Source organism: Paraburkholderia terrae (assembly GCF_002902925.1).
Lineage (GTDB): Bacteria > Pseudomonadota > Gammaproteobacteria > Burkholderiales > Burkholderiaceae > Paraburkholderia > Paraburkholderia terrae.
On the sequence record NZ_CP026113.1, the window covers coordinates 203,317 to 223,926 of the forward strand.

Consider the following 20,610-nt stretch of genomic DNA (forward strand, 5'->3'; position numbering starts at 1 on the left):
GTGCTCATGACGTCGTGTCCATCGGATCGTCGGTGGTGTTGTTCGCGGCGTTCGTTTGACGGTTTCTGATGAGTTCGTCGAGCATCGGCTTTCCGTCCATGTTCTGGCGATACCACATGTTCATCATCTGTTGGCCGACCATCGGATCGACGCCTTGGGACGACTTGTGCAAGGTCGCTCCGCGCGCGCTTTCCGAATGAACGTTGGTCTTCGGTAGCGCGACGCCGCCTTTTGCTGGCTCGCCGTGTGCGTTGTACGGCGAGTAGGCGCGTGCCGTCGCATCGAGCAGCGAGTCCATGTTCGCGTGCGCGCTTTTCTCGCCGACGCCGTGCATCTCGCGCAACGACGTAAACGCGCTGTGCGCGGCGGAGTCTCTCGGCTTGTTATGGTTGTCCTTGTCGATCTGGAATTTATCGTTGCTGAACTGCAAGGTCGGCACGTCGGTTTCGCGGACGTTGAACGCGCCGCCGACCGCTGTGGCGCCACGGCCGAGCACCTTCGCCTCGTCAGATTGCGTGCGATTGACGGATGAAATCGACGGAGAGTGATCGCCGGCATTCGGCGCGTCGGTTTTCTTGATCAGATCGCCTGGCTTTGCTGCGCCAAGCGCGCCGATGGGTGAGGCCGACGGATCGTGCAGCGTTGCCTCGCCGTGCGTTGCGAGTGACTTGCCTTTGCCTCCCGGCGCCTTTGCAATGCCGTTTCCGGAGATACCGAACCGGGTCGCTTCCGTATGCCAGTCGGCGGGAGCGTCGTTCTTCTTCTGTTTCGCGGACGGCGGCATGCCGGGCAACGGACTGGAGGCACGACGCTTGACGCCTGCCGTCGACGGCGTCGGTTGGCTTGGACCGGCAGTCGGCGTTGCGGCGATGTGGGGCGGCGAACTGCCGTTGACTTTGGGCATGATGAAACGACCTCCCGTGACGATCCGGACATTGAGCGTCCGCACAGTCTGGCTCGGAGCGGCGCGCGCAGCCGCAAGCACGCGCATGCATGTCGCGCGATACGAAGCCGCAGAATCAAGGCCGACCCGCGCAATCGCCTCTATCAAAGCTCGCGCACCGCAATCACCCGGTTCTGCGCGACCGCATAGATCGCCGCATCGTCGGCGGACTGGTTGACGACGAAACCGCCCGTGAACGCGCCGAACGCGGGCAGCACGCCGCATCGCGCGGCAAAGCGGAAGCAGGGCACGCGCACGGAATCCGTGCGGCTCGCAATCACATAGACGGGATGCTCGTGGCCCGCGAGCACGTACGCGCCGTCGATCAACTGCGGGTAATGACACAATGCCCACGGCCCATGCCGCCATGGTTCGAGCACCGTCTCGACACCCAGAGACGGTGGCAACAATCCGGCACTGCGATCGTGATTCCCTTCGACCATCACCATGCGAACCGACGCATGCCGTGCGCGCCATTCACCGAGCGCCTGCATCGTCGCGCTGCCGAGCGATTCGCGCCCATGCAGCAGATCGCCGAGAAACACGATCGACTCGGGCGCGTGCGCAGCGATCAGCGCATCGAGCCGTGCGAGATCGTCCGCCGTCGCGCCGGCCGGCACCGGCACGCCATGCGCGCGAAACACGGCATCCTTGCCGAAATGCGCATCGGCGATGAACAGGCTCTTCAGTTGCGGATCGAACGCAGCGCGCTGCGCGGACAATTGCAGCGGATAACCAGCCACTTCAACGGTCACGGTTTCGAATGTCATCAGCGCGCCGCCTTGTCGAGTTCGGCCAGCATCCGCTCGATGCGGTCCGCGAGCTTTTCGGTGCTGACCTTTTCGCGGATGCGCCCGACGATCAGCGGAAACGCGAACGGCGTCGGCTTCTTTGGATGCGTCAGCGCAAGCCTGCTTGCGCGCATTGTTTCGAGCGCGCGCCGGATGCGGTCGAGATCGAGTTCCTGCAACTTCACTTCGGCGTCAGCCTGCGTCAGCAGCAGATTGTCGCTATCGTGCTTGCGAAATACCTCGTAAAAGAGGCCGCTCGACGCCTGCAACTGCCGCGCACTTTTCTGCTGTCCCGCATGCGCCTGATAGACGAGACCGGCGACGCGCGCGATTTCGCGGAAGCGGCGCATCGCGAGTTCGGAGGCGTTGAGGCTGTCCATGATGTCGTAGGCAAGGTGCGTGGAAGAAAACAGACCTTCGTCGATCAGCGTCGCCCAGTCGAACGGTTGCGACGACAACAGTTCGAAGCCATAGTCGTTGGCGGAAATCGAGAACGTGCCGGGCCGGTCGCGCGCCGCGCGCCAGCCGAGCAGCGACGCAAGGCCGATATGCGCGACGCGCCCCGCAAACGGATAGCAGAAGAAGTGATGGCCTTCGCGCGTCCGCAGTATTTCGGCGACTAGCAGTCCCGTTTCCGGCAAGGCCGACCAGTTCGCTTGCAACTCCAGCAAAGGCCGGATCGCGATCATCTCCGGCTCGACGTACACGCCGCGCTCGGCTTCGGCGAGCATCGCGAGGGTCGCGTCCGCGAGTTCGGACGAAAGCGGCATCTTGCTGCCTGCCCATTGCGGCATCGCGCCTCGCGATGAAGTCGCGCGTCGCACATAGGCCGTCATGTCGCGCACGCGCACCAGTTCGAGCGCGCGGCCGCCGAACGTGAACACGTCGCCGGGCTTCAGGCGCGAGATGAACGATTCCTCCATCGAGCCGATCTGTCCGCCCGTGAGCCACGCGACATGCAGCGTCGCGTTGGCGACGATCGTGCCGACGTTGCTGCGATGCCGGCGGATCAGATCGTCGCGCAGCACGCGATACACGCCGTCATCGTCGCGCACGACGCGGTGAAAGTCGGGATACGCGCGCAGCGACGGTCCGCCCCGCTCGACGAACGCAAGCGCCCAGTCGAATTCCTCATGAGTCAGCTCGCGATACGCAAATGTCGTGCGAACCTCATCGAACAGTTCGGGCGCCTTGAAGCCGCCGCCGATCGCGACCGTGACGAGATGCTGGACCAGCACGTCGAACGGCTTGCGCGGCGTCTCGCGGCCTTCGATGCGCCGCGCTTCGACGGCACGCCGTGCCGCCGCCGCTTCGACGAGTTCGAGCGCGTGCGTCGGCACGATCGTGATGCGCGACGCGCGGCCCGGCGCATGTCCCGAGCGTCCCGCGCGTTGCATCAGCCGCGCGACACCTTTCGGCGAGCCGATCTGAAACACGCGCTCGACGGGCAGAAAGTCGACGCCGAGATCGAGACTCGATGTGCAGACAACGGCCTTCAGCTTGCCCGTCTTCAGGCCATCCTCGACCCATTCGCGCACTTCCTGCGCAAGCGAGCCGTGATGGAGCGCAATCAATCCGGCCCAGTCCGGGCGCAATTCGAGCAGCGCCTGATACCAGATCTCCGCCTGCGAGCGCGTATTCGTGAAGACGAGCGACGTGCGCGCTTCATCGATGCCCTCGGCGACGGGGCCGACCTGACGCGTGCCGAGATGGCCGCCCCACGGAAAGCGTTCGATCGTCGCGGGAATCAGCGTGTCGATGATGAGCGTCTTCGGCTGCATGCCGCTCACCGACACGCGAGGCGTGCGAACGGGCGCAAGCAGCACGTCGGCTGCGAACGGAAGATTGCCGAGCGTCGCCGACAGTCCCCACACCTGAAGGTCCGACCGCCAGCGCGCCAGATGCGCGATCGCAAGCTGAGTCTGAGTGCCGCGCTTGTTGCCGAGCAGTTCGTGCCATTCATCGACGACGACAAGGCGCACATGTTTCAGTGCTTCGCGGGCATCGCTGCGCGTGAGCATCAGCGAAAGGCTTTCGGGCGTCGTGACGAGCGCGCTCGGCATGCGCCGACTCTGGCGGGCGCGCTCCGTCGAGCTGGTGTCACCCGTGCGCAGGCCGATCGTCCACGGCACGCCGAGTTCGCACGCGGCGGTTTGCAACGCGCGGGCGGTGTCGGCGGCGAGCGCGCGCATCGGCGTGATCCACAGCACCGTGAGCGGGTCCGCGAGCGCGCGCGGACTGTGATCGCCGAATGCGGCTATCGCGCCGAACCAGACGGCCCATGTCTTGCCCGCGCCCGTTGTCGCGTGCAGCAATCCACTCGAACCCGCCGCAATCTCGCGCCAGACTTCGCGCTGAAAATCGAATGGCTGTGATTCGTGCGCGTCGAACCACTGCTGGGTGCGCACGTCGAACGGCTCCTTTGCCTTGTCGGGGTCGGGCGCGTAGGCGGCGGGTGTGAATGCGTCCGGCGCGGGCGCGGCGCGCCTGGTCGGAATGCGGCGAGGCCGGGGCGCGCGGCGTCGCGTTGCCGGGCTGGCTGCATCGTCGATGCGGGATGCATCGGCGGGATCGCGATCAGGATCAGAGGCCGCGTCGGCCGCGGACTGCGTGGCGTTGCACTCGGGATCGATCGGATCGGTCATAGGGTGACATAATTCGCGGACGCCCGATGGCGTCCGTTGCCGGACGGTATGCATCACACAGCATGGCGCGTGCCCGCATTGGCAGCGGTAATGAAGCGCTGCCAGACGATCATGATGTAGCCTTATTTTCCGCGTAAAATGCCACTGCCGCCGCTATGTACCGGCGTAGTGCCCTTACGTCAGCGATGCATGTCGATCTTAATACGCTTTATCTCCTTCTAATCGGGACTCTCTTCGCCAGTGCGTTGATGACGCTCTGGGAGCGACGCGTTCACCCGAAGCGCAGCCGGGAACTGGGAATACTGGCAGCGGGATTCGCCACGCTGGCCATCGGCTGCGCGGCGGCTTCCTGGCGTCGCGAGCTTCCCGGCGCGCTCGGCTCGGCGCTGAGCAATCTCGTCATTGTTAGCGGTTATCTGCTGGTTCTGCATGGCGTGGCCGCGCTGAACGGCCGCAAGCATGTGCGCCTTTCGCTCGCCGTGCTCGTGCTGCTTGCGCTTGCGTGGGTCATTGCCGGCGCGAAATGGCAGGACGTGATGTGGATGTATCCGAGCGCGATTCCGATCTCGGTCGCCTCCGGCATGACGGCATTCGAACTGGCGCGCGGCGACGGCAGGAAGCGCTTGCAGGCGCAACAGATCGCGATGCTGGTGTCGGGCACGCATGCCATCTTGTACGCATTCAGGGCGTTGATCCTGCCCTGGCTCGTCGCGAAGTTCGGCTTCGACTTCCTGATGACCGCGAGCAAGATCACGATGTATGAGGGCGTGCTGTATTCCGTCGTTCTCCCCATGACCTTGCTGCGGTTGGTGCGCGACGAATCGCACGGGCAACTGCTGCAGCAATCGCAGACGGATTTTTTGACGGGCCTTGGCAATCGCCGATGGTTCTTCGAGCAGGGCGCGCGCATGATCCGTGACGGCGGCGCGACGCGGCCCGTCTCGCTGCTCGCCATCGACCTCGACCACTTCAAGAAGATCAACGACCGCTACGGCCACGAGACGGGTGACCGCGTGCTGACATCGTTCGCCGACATTGCCCGCAGCGTGCTGGGCGCCGACGTGCTGCTGGCGCGCATCGGCGGCGAGGAGTTCGCGGCCCTGCTGCCCGGTCACGATTTGTCCCGTGCGAAAGAGGCGGGCGAAGCGCTCGTCGAATCGTTCGGCGAGACCATCACGCTCAATGCCAGCGGCGCGGGCATCCAGGCCACCGTCAGCATCGGCGCGGCGCAAGCCGGCAGCGATGGCGCCACCCTGGGCGATGTGCTCGCCGCCGCCGACCAGGCGTTGTATCGCGCGAAATCGCTGGGCGGCAACCGGCTCGAAGAGGCGCGCGCCGCCGCGCGCTCGGCCGCCGCGTAACCTTCACGTATAACGTTGGCTCGCTAAGCCAACGTATGTCGATCAGCGAAGCGGAGATGGCGGCGCGTGGCGGCGAATATCGTCAGCTGGTCCGCAACCTCGGCGAAGTCTCGCAAGAGGTTGCGGCGTGACGAAGGCTCGACGGCCTCAATGTACGAGCCAGAGTGCCGCCGCGTAGATCACGAGCGACACGGCGAACGTGACGGCCGTATAGCCCATCACGCGCTGAATGCGGATGCCCGCAATCGCGACGATCGGCACGGCCCAGAACGGCTGCAGCATGTTCGACACGTTCTCGGCCATCGCCACGCCCATCGCGGTGCGCGGCACCGACGCGTGCAGGCTGATCGCCGCGGGCAAAACGAACGGTCCCTGCACGGCCCAGTGACCGCCCGCGCTCGGCACCAGCAACGTGATGATCAGCGAGCTGAGATAGCTCCAGACAGGCAGCGTGGCGGGCGTGGCAATCGTCACGAAGGCTTTGGCGATCATCGACGCGAGCCCTGTGCCCTTCATGATGCCCATGATGCCGCCATAGACAGGGTATTGCAGCAGCATCGAACCCGTCTGCCGCGCGGCGCGCCGGATCGCGTTCGCATACGCGATCGGCGTGCGCTGCAGCGCGAGGCCGATTAGCAGGAAGATCAGGATCGTCGTGTTGATGTCGAGATCGAACTTGTTCTCACGCCATTCCATCGCGAGGTAGCCGACGCCGAGCACGAGTAGAAGCAGCGTGCCGAGCATCGATTGTTCGAGGCGCGATGCGAAGGTCGCAGCGCCATCGCTGGTGCGCGCGTGCGGGTCGGCGCTGGATGCGTCGTCGCTCGCATCGCCCGCATCACTAAACGCGACTACGTTGTCCGATTTCGGATGCATCTTGATGAAGATCGCCGTCATCACGACAACGACCAGCACCGTCGGGATAAACACGAACGGAGCGAAGATGGTCTCGGTCAGCGGCACGACATGGCCGGTCGCCTTCTCGACGAGGTTGAGCGCGTTGCCATGCGAAGCCTGCGACAGTGCGATCGAACTGGAGAGCCCGCTATTGCAGATCGACCACGCCGAATAGCTGCCGGCAACGAGCCACGCGAAATCGACATGCACGCGCCGTGCAATTTCGCGCGACAGCAGCGCGCCGACGATCAGGCCAAGGCCCCAGTTGAGCCACGCGGCGATCGCGACGACAGGGAACACCAGCAGCGCAGCGCGCGCAGGTGTTTGCGCGTGGGCCGCCAGCGCGCGCAAGCCGCGCTGGACGATGGGCGCCTCGGCGATCGCGTAGCCCGTCGCGAGAATCAGGATCATCTGCAGCGCGAAAGCCAGAATGCCGAAGGTGCCCGTGTACCACGAGTCGAGCAGCGTGGGCACGTTGCCAGTCGGCGCGATCAGCAGCGCCAGCACGGCCACGACGAACGTCAGGCAGATGGACAGCACGAACGGGTCAGGCATGACCCGCTCGAAAACATAGACAAGCCCTTCGACGATGCCGCGCGGCGCGGCAGGCTGGAAGGCGGTGGTGGGGGAGGTGTCTCGCTTCATGTTTCTCGCTCGGGGTGGCGTCGGTCCGCCTGTGGGCGGCGCGGACAGAATCGACACGCGGCGGGTGAGTGCGTGACGCATGCACCGCTGGAAAGCTTGACGTCACCTGAATGTCAGGTGATTTTTTGGGGCAGGAATTCCGGGGTGAAGCTCAGGCCTGGACGCAACAGATGGGTGGCGCGTCCGCGCTTTGCGTGCGAATCGTCTTGTGTCGCTGGAGTTCGCTAATCGAACGTGGTTTCGTTAAACGAACGCTTCATTATTCGTCTTATGCGCGTTGGATGTCAAGACAACGCAGCGTTCGTTTAACGTGCGACGCGCCGATTTGACGGCGCGTGCTTTCGTGTAGCTTGCGCGTAAGCCGAGGCGTCAAACGATTGTCAGCCACGGCCCGCGAAAACGTCTCGAATCACGTCACGCGGCAGCCAACGCGCGCTCGACGCGGAACACCGACACCGTGCTCTTCAACGCAAGCGTCTGTTCTTCGAGCGCGAGCGCAGCCGCCGAAGCCTGCTCGACGAGCGCGGCATTCTGCTGCGTGACCTGATCCATTTGCGTGATCGCGCGGTTCACCTGCTCGATGCCTTCCGATTGTTCTTCCGATGCCGCCGCGATCTCGCCCATCAGATCGCTGACCCGGTTCACCGAGGTCAGAATGTCGGCCATCACCTGGCTGGCCTTGTCGACCTGTTGCGCACCCGCTTCGACGCGGCCGAGCGAATCGGTGATGCGCTCCTTGATCTCCTTTGCGGCACTCGCGCTGCGCTGCGCGAGCGAGCGCACTTCGCTTGCCACCACCGCGAAGCCGCGGCCTTCGTCGCCGGCTCGGGCGGCTTCCACTGCCGCGTTCAGCGAAAGAATGTTGGTCTGAAACGCGATGCCCTCGATCACGTTCGTAATGTCGGCGATCCGGCCCGACAGATCGGACAGCCCCTGCATCGTCGCCACGACTTCCTGCGCGGCGCGGTTGCCTTGCTCGGTGATCATCGCCGTGCTCATCACGAGTTGCGTGGCCTGCTTCGCGTTGTCTGCGTTCTGACGCACCGTGCTCGTCAACTGTTCCATCGACGACGCCGTCTCCTGCAATGCCGCCGCCTGTTCCTCGGTGCGCTGCGACAGATCGGTGTTGCCGCTTGCCATCTCATGCACGCCTGTCGCGATGGTGTCGGTGCCTCCATACACCGCGTGTACGATCCCGGCGAGACTGCGCTTCATTTCCTTCATCGAGTCGAACAACTGGCCGATTTCGTTCGTGGATTCGTGACGGATCTGCACGGTGAGGTCGCCGCGCGCTACGTGCTGCAGGACGTTCATGGCTTCCTTCAGCGGCAGCACGACGGTGTGCTCAAGCGTGTAGTAAACGAGCAAGATCAACGCGCACGACAACACGAGCAAGCCAATAGCGACGCCCATCAACACCGATTTGGCGTGTGCCTTCTCATCCTTCAGTTGCGCTGTTTCGTCTTCGGCTACTTTGAAGAAGGCATCCGCCGACTTGCCGAATGCCGCGCTCGTCTGCGTCATTGGCCCTTCGTTCGTTGCAGCATACGCGGCGACATCGCCCGAACCGATTGCCGTGAACAGCAGATCGATTGCGTTGGCGTGCGCAGTGAACGTGTCGGCGACCCGTTTTGCCGCGTCCTGTTGCGCCGTCGTTTCCTTCGTGATGTTTTCGAACGCGGCAAACGACTTCTTCGCGAGGTCGTAATAGGTGCGAGCCGCGGCGACGGCCGCGTCCTTGTCAGCGGGGTTCGTAGACAGCGCGATAAACGCCCGGCTCAACGCGCTACGTGCCTTCAGGTTATTGATGTAGACGTCTTTGAGATCAACCGTTTCGGCGTTGAGAGTGCTGATCCGCTCTGACAAACCGTTGTTCTTCGTGAGCGAATAGATCCCGAGCAACGCGGTGACCAGAACCAGCATGCCAAACAGCGAGAGAACCGCGATAAAGCCCGTCCGCACGGGCAGATTCTTCAATTTCATAGTTTTCGTTTTCACAGTGAGCCACGATGTTGTCCCCCCGCAGCCGAGCGCGAGAGCAAAGGCCGCAGGACGTTGCTGCGGCCTTGTTAACGGTCACATGAACGAGAACTTGACGGTTTCGGAGAGCGGAAGGCGCGGTTTGCGAGTGTGCGGACTTTCGTGAATCAAATGTGACGAGCGGTATTCACGCTTGCATCGGCATGGCCGATCCGGTTGAGAACGAACTCGCGACGCAACTCGAAGCCCAGCTTTTCATAGAGGCGGATCGCCGTCGTGTTGTGACTGAACACGTGTAGAAAAGGTGTCTCGCCGCGCTGCGCGATCTCTTTGCGCAGGATGTTGATCAGCCGGCCTGCGAGACCCTTGCCGCGCCATTCGTCATCGACGCAGACGGCGCTGATTTCGACGTATCCGTCGAGGCTCATCCGTTCGCCCGCCATCGCAACCAGCCGCCCCTGATCGCGCACGCCGATGTACCGGCCCATTTCGTGGGTGCGCGTGGCGAACGGGCCCGGCTTGGTTTTTTGCGCGAGGTCGAGCATCGCTTTCGCGTCGACGTTGCCCAGGCGGATCACGTCCAGATCGTCCACAGTTCCTACTTCGTCGCGCGCCGCAACCATCTGATGGAGTGTGCCCACATGATCGACCTGAAGCGTTTCGATTCCAGCGAGAGGCTCCAACGACAGCAGCGCAACCTGTTCGTTGGGCTGCAGAAGCCGATGCAGCGCCTCGTACGCAGCGGGCGTGTCCGACGCCAACGCCGCGAACGGTGCCACATCGGGGTGATAGCGGCGCGCGAGCGCATCGCCGAGTCCGAGATGCGCCTGGCGCGTCGTGAGCGCCGTCCAGATAGGGCGGTCGAGGTTGGCTGTTGTCGAACGATGCGCCGTGCTGCTCATGTTTGCTCCAGCTACGAAGATTGATCGGATGTTGTCCGAGATCGGGCAAGCATCGGACGCGATTAATGTAATCAGAAAACCGCGTCCGAGCCATTGCCGTAAATGACATTTTTGGCGTCATTTGCGCCAAGCGGGCCTCACGCGCCAGGCCGCGACCCGATCAGCAGAATATCCACCAGTCTGCGCGCGCTTTGTTGCCAGTCCGGCGCCGACGCGACATTCGACACCCCGACGAGCGCGCGAAACAGGTCGAGCGGATCGAGATCGGCGCGAATGTCGCCGCTTTCTATCGCGCGCGTGACGAGCGAATGAATCGCGTCCACGATCTGCGCGCCCGACGATTCGAACACCTTCGACGGGCCGCCCACCAGCGAATTCAGCGCGGGCGCGATGATCTTCTTCGTCGCGATGTAGTCGACGAACAGCAGCATCCACGCTTTCAGCGCGTCGATGGGCGGCATCGTCTCGCTCAGCCTGCGCTCTTCTTTCGCGAGCTTTTCGACTTCGGCGCGGTAGACGCTCTCCAGCAGCGCGTCGCGGGTAGGAAAGTGCCGGTACAGCGTGCCAGGCCCAACGCCCGCCTGACGGGCGAGGTCTTCGAGACTGATATCGGCGCCTTCGCGCGTGAACGCCTTCTTCGCTTCTTCGAGAATGCGCTCGCGATTACGCAGCGCATCGGCGCGCGGCTTCCGTTCCTTTGGCGTCGAGTGATTCATTTAACCCTTTGTCGTACCTTTTAGTGCTTGCAAACGGAGACTGTCTCCGCTTATCCTGTAAAAACGGAGAAGGACTCCGTTTTATCCCTCATGACGCGAAACGTCAACCTTACTGCGAACAGAGAGGCGGAAATGGCTGAAAAATTGGGTGCGACATCGACGACAGACGACGTGCTTGCGGGCATCGATTTACGCGGCAAGCGGATTCTCGTCACGGGCGTGTCGGCGGGGCTCGGTGTGGAGACGGCGCGTGCGCTGGCCGCGCATGGTGCGAACGTCGTTGGCGCTGCGCGCGACCTCAACAAGGCGGCGAGCGCCATCGCCGCTGCGCGCCGCGACGCGGCCGCGGCTGAAGGCAGCATCGACCTGGTCTCGCTCGATCTCGCGAGTCTCGAGAGCGTGCGCGCATGCGCCGACAAGCTGCTGAACGAAGGCAAACCGTTCGACGTGATCATCGCGAATGCGGGCGTGATGGCGACGCCCTTCGGCAAAACAGCGGATGGATTCGAAACGCAGTTCGGCACGAACCATATCGGCCACTTCGTGCTCGTGAATCGTCTTGCTTCGCTTCTGCGATCGGGGGCGCGCGTGGTCATACTGGCATCGTCGGGGCACCGTTTCGCGAACGTCGATCTCGACGACCCGAACTTCGAACGCACGCCCTACGATCCCTTCGTTGCATACGGACGCGCGAAGACGGCGAACATCCTGTTCGCGGTCGAATTCGATCGGCGGCATCAGGCACGCGGCGTGCGCGCGGCAGCGGTCCATCCGGGCGGCATTCAGACGGAACTCGCCCGCCATATGGACGAAGGGCAAATGGCCGGGCTGCTGGAAAGAATCAACAGTCAGCTTGCGTCCGAAGGAAAGGCGCCGTTCCAGTTCAAGAGCGTTCCGCAGGGCGCCGCGACTTCGATGTGGGCGGCAGTGGTCGCCTCGCCGGAAGAGGTCGGCGGCCGATACTGCGAGAACTGCCACGTGAGCGAAGTCGTTGCCGACGACGTTGTCATTACGCCCGTCAGCGAAGGCGTACGCCAATACGCGCTCGACGCAGCTAACGCAGAGGCGCTGTGGCGCAAGACGGAAGAAATGATCGGCGAATCGTTCTGACGCTTTAGCGCTCTGGCCACTGCACGAACTGCGCCGCAACGCAGTTCGCTTGCAGATGCAACCAGTTCGGACAGTTGACCGGCTACCGCTCTTCGCTCGCCATCGCCATCGACATGCCGACTCTCGCAGCCGGCATGTCGCATTTAGGCGTCAACCGGTAGCCGCGTCCCGGTATGTTCTGAATCAGGCGCCGGTCTTCGCCAAGCGCCTTGCGTAAAGCGCAAACATGCACGCGTATGTTCGATTCCTCGACGACGGTGTCGGGCCACACCTTACGAAGAATATCTTCGAGTGACACGACCTGGCCGTGCGCTGCCATCAGCACGGTAAGAATATCGAATGCGCGGCTGCCCAACGGGATGGCTGTCCCACGTACCTGGATTTCCCGGGTCGACAGATTGACGTCGATGCTACTGGCCTTCATGTTCGTAACTCACGAGTAGACAACTGCTTCTCGAATGATCCGCATCTGCTCTGAAAGCGCGAGGGTCGCAAAGGCGAACGGTCTGTCGGCGGGACGGATGCGGCACCTGGAATGATGAAACCGCAAGTGGTCCAGCGAGTCGATAGCACATACGTATCGACACCTATACTTTGGTATTAGCGCACGGCCCTTCGTTTGTCGGCGCTACCGGCAAGGGCTATATTGCACTTGCCACTCTACGTGGATCGCCCCGTTCAATCGGGAGCTACATCATTCTTTCATCAAGCGAGTGCGACAATGAAGATCCTGATGGTGTTGACGTCCCATGATCAACTCGGTAACACCGGGAAAAAGACAGGTTTCTGGTTAGAGGAATTCGCGGCTCCGTATTTCACGTTTCTCGATGCTGGCGTCACCATAACCGTCAGCTCACCTAAGGGTGGTCAGCCACCGCTCGATCCGAAGAGCGACACGCCAGAAGGTAAAACAGAGCTGACGGAGCGCTTCAAGAGCGATCCCGCCGCGCAAAAGGTGCTCGCCAACACGGTGAAACTCAGCACGGTCAAAGCGGACGACTACGACGCGGTGTTCTATCCGGGCGGACACGGCCCGATGTGGGATCTGGCGGAAGACCCGCTTTCCATTGCGCTGATCGAGAATTTCTACAACGCCGGCAAGCCCGTCGCGCTCGTTTGTCATGCGCCCGGCGTGCTACGGCATGTGAAGGTGAATGGCGAGCCGCTCGTCAAGGGCAAGCGCGTGACCGGGTTCACGAATTCGGAAGAAGAAGCCGTGCAACTCACCAAGGTCGTGCCGTTTCTCGTCGAAGACGAACTGAAGCGGCTGGGCGGACTGTTCGAGAAGGTCGACGACTGGCAGAGTTTTTCGATTGTCGACGGCCGCCTCGTCACGGGACAGAATCCTGCTTCCTCCACGGCCGGTGCGCGCGATCTGCTCAAAGTGCTCGATCAGCTTCATTCGAAATAACGAGCGTTGCGCCCTTGAACCTGGCTGCCCCGAAAGAAGGGCCGCTTCAGCCTGAAGGATGGAGAGTGATATGGCCAACGCCAGTTCGCATCAGCAGTTTCGGATTGAACGTCGCAGCCAGGCTTACTGGCGCGTCATCATCGATAACCCGCCTTTCAATATCTTCGGACCGGACTCGATGCCGCAGTTGAATGCCGTCGTGACGGCGCTCGAAACCGATCCCGAGGTCAAGGTGGTCGTGTTCGAAAGCGCGGTGCCGGATTTCTTCCTCACGCATTACGACTTCATTCCCCCGTTGCAGGAGACCACGAGCATGCCGCCGGGGCCGACAGGCATGCCGCCGTTGCCGGACATGCTTTCGCGGCTGGGACGGGCGCCCGTCGTATCGATCGCGTCGATCAGAGGCCGCGCGACGGGCGTCGGCAGCGAACTGGCGCTCGCCAGCGACATGCGCTTTGCAAGCCGCGAAAAGGCGCTGCTTTCGCAGTGGGAAGTCGGCGCCGCGCTGGTGCCGGGCGGCGGCCCGATGAATCGCTTGTCGCGTCTGATCGGGCGCGGGCGCGCGCTGGAAGTGCTGTTGAGCGGCAGCGATATCGACGGCGAACTGGCGGAGCGCTACGGCTACGTGAACCGCGCATTCGCGGACAGCGAACTCGACGCATTCGTGGACGGGCTCGCATCGAGAATCGCGTCGTTCGATAGAGAGGCGCTCGTCGCGATCAAGCGTCAGGTGAATGCCGTGACCTTGCCGCCCGACAAGGACGTCGCGCCCGAATGGGACGCTTTCATCGCATCGGTTGGCCGTCCGCAGGCGCAGGAACGGATCGCGCAGCTGATGCAGCTCGGGCTGCAGAAGAACCACGATGTGGAAGCGCGGCTCGGCTATTACACGGGCACGCTGGGGCGCTAACCCCGCAAGACAACGCGTTTCTCCGATGACGGTTGCGCGCGCCCGTTGTGGCCGCAACCGTCGTTTCCAGCAACGCGGCCCTTCGGGGCGCGATCGCATTCTTGCATGTTAGGCTATTCCCGATTCGTTACGTGAAGCGAAACCGGGGCTTCGTCATGGACTTCACTGGGTTTCAGCTGGAGCTGCTCCACGACGACGGCGATCTATCGTTGTGTCGCGCCTTGCGGCCCGACACCCCTGTCTCGCTGCTCGCGCTGATCGCCACGCGCCCGGCGTCGCAAAGTGTCACGCGCCTCGAACACGAATACGAGCTGGCCTCGCTGCTCGATACGCGTTGGGCCGCGCAGCCGGTCGCGCTCGACCTCGGCAGAGTGCCGCCGATGCTGCTTCTCGACGACGACGGCGGCGACCCGCTGGTGCGCCTGCTCGGCCAGACGCTCGATCTCACGCGATGCCTGCGCATCGCCGCCAATCTCGCCCATGCGATCGGCCAGATGCATGGGCGCGGCCTCATTCACAAGGACATCAAGCCTGCCAACGTGCTCGTCGACGGCGACGATAGCGTTCGGCTCACCGGCTTCGGCATCGCGTCGCAGCTGCTGCTCGAGCATCAGCCGCCAGCGTCGCCTGAAATCATCGCTGGCACGTTTGCCTACATGGCGCCGGAGCAGACGGGCCGCATGAACCGCTCGATCGACGCACGCAGCGACCTGTACTCGCTCGGCGTCACGCTCTACGAGATGCTCACGGGCGCGCTGCCTTTCGCGGCTGCCGATGCGATGGAGTGGATTCATTGCCATATCGCACGCAGGCCTGTGCCGCCGGAAGAGCGCGTGAGCGACCTTCCGGCGCCTGTTGCGCAGATCGTGCTCAAGCTGCTCGCGAAGACGGCGGAAAACCGCTATCAGACGGCGGCTGGCGTCGAGGCGGATCTTCGTGCGTGCCTCGCCGCTTGCGAAACGAACGAGGAGATCGTGCCGTTCGCGCTCGGCACGCGCGACGCTTCCGACCGGCTGCTGATCCCCGAAAAGCTGTATGGGCGCGAGGCGCAGATCGACGAGATCGTGGCGGCGTTCAACGGGGTCGTCGCGGGCGGCCCGAGCGGGCTGGTGCTGATCTCCGGCTATTCCGGCATCGGCAAGTCGTCGGTCGTCAACGAGTTGCACAAGGTGCTGGTGCCGCCGCGCGGTCTGTTCGCATCCGGCAAGTTCGATCAGTACAAGCGGGATATTCCGTATGTGCCGCTCGCCCAGGCCTTCCAGTCGCTGGTGCGCGATCTGCTGAGCAAGAGCGATGCGGAGATCGAACCGTGGCGGCGCGCGCTGCTGGATGCGCTCGCGCCGAACGGCCAGGTGATCGTCAATCTGATCCCGGAGCTTGCGCTCATCATCGGCGAGCAGCCGCCCGTTCCGGCACTGCCGCCGCAAGAGACGCAGAACCGCTTTCAGATCGTGTTTCGCCGCTTTCTCGGTGTGTTCGCGCGGCACGAGCATCCGCTCGCGCTCTTTATCGACGATCTGCAGTGGCTCGATACCGCCACCCTCGATCTGCTCGAACATCTTGTCACGCACCCCGATGTGAAGCACGTGCTACTGGTCGGTGCTTATCGCGACAACGAAGTCGACGACGCGCATCCGCTCGCGCGCACGCTTGGTGCGATCGCTCGTGCTGGCGGCAACGTGCATCGGATCGAGCTTGCGCCGCTCTCGCGCGACAGTGTCGCGCAACTCGTCGCCGATGCGTTGCACTGCCCGACAGCGATGGCGGCCCCGCTCGCGCAGATGGTGTACGAAAAGACGGGCGGCAATCCGTTCTTCGCGATCCAGTTCCTGACCACGCTCGCCGACGAATCGCTGCTTGCCTTCGACCACGACGCTTCGCGATGGAGCTGGGACTTGCCGCGTATCCGCGCGAAGGGCTTCACCGAGAACGTCGCGGACCTGATGGCGGCAAAGCTGACGCGTCTGCCCGATGCGACACGCGAAGCATTGGGGCAGCTTGCGAGCCTCGGCAACGCCGCTGACTTCGCGACGCTGACGCTCGTGCATGGCGAACCGGAGGCGTCGATACACGCCAAGCTGTGGCTGGCCGTGCGAGCGGGCCTCATCTTTCGTCTTGAGGGGGCTTACGCGTTCGCGCACGACCGCGTACAGGAAGCGGCCTACGCGCTCATTCCGATAGAGAAGCGCGCGGCGACGCATGTGCGGATCGGCCGGGCGCTCGCGTCGCGGACGGCGCCCGAAGCGCTCGAAGAATCGATCTTCGATATCGTCAACCAGCTCAATCGCGGCGCCGCGTTGATCGAGACGGACGAAGAACGCGAGCGCACCGTCGCGCTGAACCTGATGGCGGGCAGGCGTGCAATGCGATCGACGGCATATGCATCGGCGCGACGCTATCTGGCGCAAGGCGTCGCGTTGCTTTCGCAAGATGCCTGGACGCAACGCTACGAGAGCACGTTCGATTTGTATCTGGCCTACTCGGAATGCGAATACCTCGCCGGCGATTTCACCGATGCGGACGCGCTGTTCGACATGCTGCTGGAGCGCGCACGCTCGAATCTGGACCGCGCGAAGGTGTTCGGCCTGCGCATGTCGGCCTACCAGGTGGCCGGGCGATTCGACGAGAGCTTCGATGTCGCCCGGCTTGCGCTGCGCGAATTCGGCGTGCTGCTTCCCGACGTCGAACACGATGTCGGGCCCGCCGTCGCTGCCGTGCTGCGGCAGATTCCGTCGTATCTCGCGGGACGGGCGATCAGCGAACTCGTCGATGCGCCCGTCGCGCAAGACCCCGCCATACGCGCGGTGGTCGATCTTCTGGTCGAAGCGATGCCGTGCGCCTTTATCGCGCGGCCTGCGTACTATCCGCTCATCACGCTGAAGGCCGTCATCCTGTCGCTGCAGCACGGCAATACCGACAACTCGAGTTTTGCCTACGGCAATTACGCGCTGATGCTGGTGTCGAGCCTCGGCGACATTCCCTCTGCCGTGCAGTTTTCCGACATGTCGCTGCGCCTGAACGAGAAGTTCGACAACCGGCGCTTCTACGGAAAGCTGTTGCACCTGCATGGCAACCACATCAACTTCTGGCGGAGGCATATCGTGACCGATCTGCCGATCCTGGAGCGCGCGAGTGTGGCGTGCCTCGAAGTGGGCGACCTCGTGTTCGCCGGATACCTCGCCTTCACGACGGTATGGCAAACCATCGAGAAAGGTGCCGTGCTCGACGAGGTTCAGCCGCTATCGGAGAAGCATGCCGCGTTCGCGCGGCAAAGTCACAACGACGCCGTGCTCGAAACGATCCGGCTCGAACAGCAATTCGTCGCTAGCCTGCGCGGCCTCACGACTGACCCGCTCAAGCTGGGCGACGCGATGTTCGACGACGCCGCCTGTTTCAGCGCGATCGAGAAAGCGAATTTCGGCTGCGGGATCGTCTTCTATCACATCATGAAGCTGATCCTCGCGTTTCACGACGGCCGGTACGACGATGCGTCGAAGGCCGCGATCGAAGCGGCGCCGATGCTGGGCGCAGCGATGGCGCTGCCCATCGAACCGACCTTTCACTTCTTCGACGCGCTGACGCTGGCGGCGCGCTATCCCGCTGCCAGCGTGGAAGAGCAACAGGCGTGGCGTGACCGGCTCGCGGAAAAACTGGCGAAGTTCGAATCGTGGAACACGCATTGTCCGGAGAATTTCCGTCACCGTCATGCGCTGCTCGCCGCGGAAATTGCGCGCATCGAAGGCCGTGATTCCGATGCGATGCATTTCTATGAGGAAGCGATACGCGCGGCGCGGGAGCACGGCTTCATCCAGTATCAGGCGCTCGCCCATGAACTGGCCGCGCAGTTTCATGCGGCGCGCGGCCTCGAAACCATCGCCGACACCTACCTTTTCAATGCGCGTTCCTGCTACGAACGCTGGGGCGCGAAAGGCAAGGTTCATCAACTGGCACGAACGTACGCTCAGTTGCGGCATGAGCCGGCGAGTCTCGAAGGCACGATCGCGACGTCGAACGAACAACTCGATCTCGCGACCGTGGTCAACGTGTCGCGCGCGATCTTCAGCGGCATCGACCTGAACGAACTGATCCACACGCTGATGGTGCTCGCGCTCGAGCACGCGGGCGCAAATCGCGGCTTGTTGATCTTCAAGCGCGGCAACGAGTTGCGAATCGAAGCGGAAGCAACGACGGTGCATGACGGCGTGGACGTGCGCCTGCCGAAAATTCGCGCGACGGGCAGCGAGCTTCCCGAATCGGTGCTGCGCTATGTGATCCGCACGGGAGACAGCGTGCTGCTCGACGATGCGTCGGCGCGCAGTCCGTTTTCGTCGGACGAGTACGTGCGCCGTCACGATTGCCGTTCGATTCTGTGCCTGCCGCTCGTCAAGCAGACGCGGCTGATCGGCGTGCTTTACCTCGAAAACAACCTGACTTCCGATGCCTTCACGCCCGCCCGCACGGCGGTGCTACGGCTACTGGCGTCGCAGGCTGCGCTGTCGCTCGAAACGGCGCGTCTCTACGCCGATCTGCAGGATGCTGAAGCGCTGCTGGCCGACGCGCAGCAACTGAGCCACACGGGCAGCTTCGACTGGCATGTGTCGAGCGGCGAGCTGATCTGGTCGAAAGAGAGCTTCCGGATTTTCGGCTTCGACGCCGGCGCCAATCCGACCGTCGACATGATGTTCGGCCGCGTGCATCCCGACGACATCACGTTTGTGCGCCTCGCCTTCGACCGCGCGACACACGACCGCCAGCCGTTCGACGTCGAACACCGGCTGCTGATGCCCGACGGGTCGATCCGGCACCTGCAGGTGGTGGCGCGCGTCGTGGTCGACGCGGAAAACAGCTTGCGCGTGCTCGGCGCGCTCAAGGACATCACGGTGCGCAAGCGGGCCCATGCCGCGCTCGAACGCAGCGAGCACCGCTATCGCAGCCTGTTCTTCGATATGCCCGTGGGACTCTGGCAGATCGAGGCGCAGCCCTTGATGGCGCTGCTCACGGAGTTGCGCGCGCAAGGCGTCGACGATCTGTCCGCGTATATCGACGACCATCCCGGCTGGCTGGACCGTGCGATGGAAATGCTGATTGTCGAAGAGGTCAATCACCACGCGGCACAGATGTTCGGCGCGAAAGACAGGAGCGCGTTGCTGGGTCCGCTGCCGTGGGTCTGGCGGGAAAGCCCCGGAACGTTTCGGCGGGCGCTCGAAAGCCGCTATGGTGGCAAGGCGATTTTTCAGGAAACGACCAAGCTGCCCACGCTGGACGGGCGGATTATCGACGTTCTCTTTACGATCGCGCGTCCGAGTTCCGCCGAAGATCTGGGCATCGCGCTCATCAGTCTCGTCGATCTGACCGAGCGCGTGCGCGCGCAGGACATGCTGCAACGGCTCCAGGCCGACTTCGCGCACGCCGCGCGCATTTCCATGTTGGGCGAACTGACGGCTTCCGTCGCGCACGAACTGAACCAGCCGCTTTCCGCTATCGCGATGAACAGCGCGATCGGCAACCGCTGGCTCGATCGTGCCGTGCCCGACGTCGCGGAGGCGCGGCAAATCAACGTGCGCATCGGCGCCGATGCGCGGCGCGCGGTGGACATCGTCGATCGCATCCGGGGCATGGCGCTTCGGCGCGGGCCGAAGCGCGCGGTCGCGCAACTCGACGAACTGATCGACGAAGCCCTCATCTTTCTGCAGCATGAAGTGCAGTCGCGCGGCGTCATCGTGTTGCGCCAGCGTGCCGCCTTCCTGCCGATGGTGTTCGCCGATCGCATCCAGTTGCAGCAGGTGATCGTCAATCTGCTCGTCAATGCGATGCAGGCGATGGAGCAGGCGGGCAGCTCCGAGCGCAAGATCACGATCCGCACGGAAACGCGCGAGGACGCGACCGTCTACTGCGCGACGGAAGACAGCGGACCCGGCATCGCGCCGGAAGACCTCAACCGGCTGTTCCAGAGCTTTTACACGACCAAGGAAAACGGCATGGGAATGGGCTTGCCGATCTGCCGCACGATCATCGAAGCGCACGGCGGGCGCATCGCCGCCGATAACGTCTCGATGCACGGCGGCGCGCGTTTCCATTTCACGCTTCCGTCCGGCGATGCCGCTGGCTGAAGACGCATGCGTTTATCGTGCCTGCCCGTCACATACGACGGTATGAGCACGTCATGCGATGGTGGGTCAAAGTCCAAGCAATAGTAGGCTGGTGCGCCCGTTGCGCCCTCGTTAGGCTATTCCCGTTGGATCAAGGGAAATGAGCTAACACGAAAGACATCGACGCGAGCCCTTGCGCTCGATGGCGAT

13 protein-coding genes are annotated in these 20,610 nt (G+C 63.3%); 5 read left to right on the top strand and 8 right to left on the bottom strand.

The genetic code is table 11. From position 1 onward, the window contains the following. Positions 1 to 4 precede the first annotated feature (4 nt). From C2L65_RS30670 to C2L65_RS30680, 3 genes are all read right to left on the bottom strand, one after another. Positions 5 to 904, bottom strand: a complete 900-nt coding sequence (locus C2L65_RS30670) for a hypothetical protein (protein WP_042306769.1) — start codon at positions 902 to 904, stop codon at positions 5 to 7. Positions 905 to 1,047: 143 nt separating this feature from the next. After that, positions 1,048 to 1,713 carry a ligase-associated DNA damage response endonuclease PdeM gene (gene pdeM, locus C2L65_RS30675; RefSeq protein WP_042306584.1) on the bottom strand — a complete coding sequence of 222 codons (666 nt, stop codon included), beginning with the start codon at positions 1,711 to 1,713 and terminating at the stop codon, positions 1,048 to 1,050. Further along, positions 1,713 to 4,379: a ligase-associated DNA damage response DEXH box helicase gene (locus C2L65_RS30680; RefSeq protein ID WP_174485046.1), complete on the bottom strand. Its 2,667-nt coding sequence runs from the start codon at positions 4,377 to 4,379 to the stop codon at positions 1,713 to 1,715. The genes pdeM and C2L65_RS30680 overlap by 1 nt, the downstream gene beginning before the upstream one ends. 185 nt (positions 4,380 to 4,564) lie before the next feature. Between C2L65_RS30680 and C2L65_RS30685 the strand changes: the two genes are divergently transcribed. After that, entirely contained in the window at positions 4,565 to 5,740 is a 1,176-nt protein-coding gene (locus C2L65_RS30685; protein ID WP_042306585.1) for a GGDEF domain-containing protein, read from the top strand. A 147-nt stretch (positions 5,741 to 5,887) separates the two neighbouring features. Here the strand turns inward: C2L65_RS30685 and C2L65_RS30695 are convergent, their stop codons facing one another. The 4 genes from C2L65_RS30695 to C2L65_RS30710 form a co-directional block, all read right to left on the bottom strand. After that, positions 5,888 to 7,282 carry a TIGR00366 family protein gene (locus C2L65_RS30695; RefSeq protein ID WP_042306586.1) on the bottom strand — a complete coding sequence of 465 codons (1,395 nt, stop codon included), beginning with the start codon at positions 7,280 to 7,282 and terminating at the stop codon, positions 5,888 to 5,890. Positions 7,283 to 7,696: 414 nt separating this feature from the next. After that, positions 7,697 to 9,265, bottom strand: a complete 1,569-nt coding sequence (locus C2L65_RS30700) for a methyl-accepting chemotaxis protein (protein WP_042306587.1) — start codon at positions 9,263 to 9,265, stop codon at positions 7,697 to 7,699. A gap of 164 nt (positions 9,266 to 9,429) precedes the next feature. Beyond that, complete coding sequence (locus tag C2L65_RS30705; RefSeq protein ID WP_042306588.1) at positions 9,430 to 10,164, bottom strand: GNAT family N-acetyltransferase; 735 nt, start codon at positions 10,162 to 10,164, stop codon at positions 9,430 to 9,432. A gap of 137 nt (positions 10,165 to 10,301) precedes the next feature. After that, a complete protein-coding gene (locus C2L65_RS30710) occupies positions 10,302 to 10,880 on the bottom strand; it encodes a TetR/AcrR family transcriptional regulator (protein ID WP_007584544.1) in 579 nt (192 codons plus the stop codon). Between the two features lie 132 nt (positions 10,881 to 11,012). Between C2L65_RS30710 and C2L65_RS30715 the strand changes: the two genes are divergently transcribed. Beyond that, on the top strand, positions 11,013 to 11,990 hold the full coding sequence (locus C2L65_RS30715; protein WP_042306589.1) for an SDR family NAD(P)-dependent oxidoreductase: 978 nt from the start codon (positions 11,013 to 11,015) through the stop codon (positions 11,988 to 11,990). A gap of 82 nt (positions 11,991 to 12,072) precedes the next feature. On the opposite strand, the gene C2L65_RS30720 is transcribed toward C2L65_RS30715, so the two are convergent. After that, positions 12,073 to 12,414: a winged helix-turn-helix domain-containing protein gene (locus C2L65_RS30720; RefSeq protein WP_042306590.1), complete on the bottom strand. Its 342-nt coding sequence runs from the start codon at positions 12,412 to 12,414 to the stop codon at positions 12,073 to 12,075. A 297-nt stretch (positions 12,415 to 12,711) separates the two neighbouring features. Between C2L65_RS30720 and C2L65_RS30725 the strand changes: the two genes are divergently transcribed. The 3 genes from C2L65_RS30725 (at position 12,712) to C2L65_RS30735 (ending at position 20,421) form a co-directional block, all read left to right on the top strand. After that, positions 12,712 to 13,401, top strand: a complete 690-nt coding sequence (locus C2L65_RS30725; protein ID WP_042306591.1) for a type 1 glutamine amidotransferase domain-containing protein — start codon at positions 12,712 to 12,714, stop codon at positions 13,399 to 13,401. Positions 13,402 to 13,471: 70 nt separating this feature from the next. After that, positions 13,472 to 14,311 (top strand): enoyl-CoA hydratase/isomerase family protein, encoded by an 840-nt coding sequence (locus C2L65_RS30730; RefSeq protein ID WP_042306592.1) that lies wholly within the window; start codon positions 13,472 to 13,474, stop codon positions 14,309 to 14,311. A 155-nt stretch (positions 14,312 to 14,466) separates the two neighbouring features. Continuing rightward, entirely contained in the window at positions 14,467 to 20,421 is a 5,955-nt protein-coding gene (locus C2L65_RS30735; RefSeq protein ID WP_042306593.1) for an ATP-binding sensor histidine kinase, read from the top strand. Positions 20,422 to 20,610: the final 189 nt, after the last annotated feature.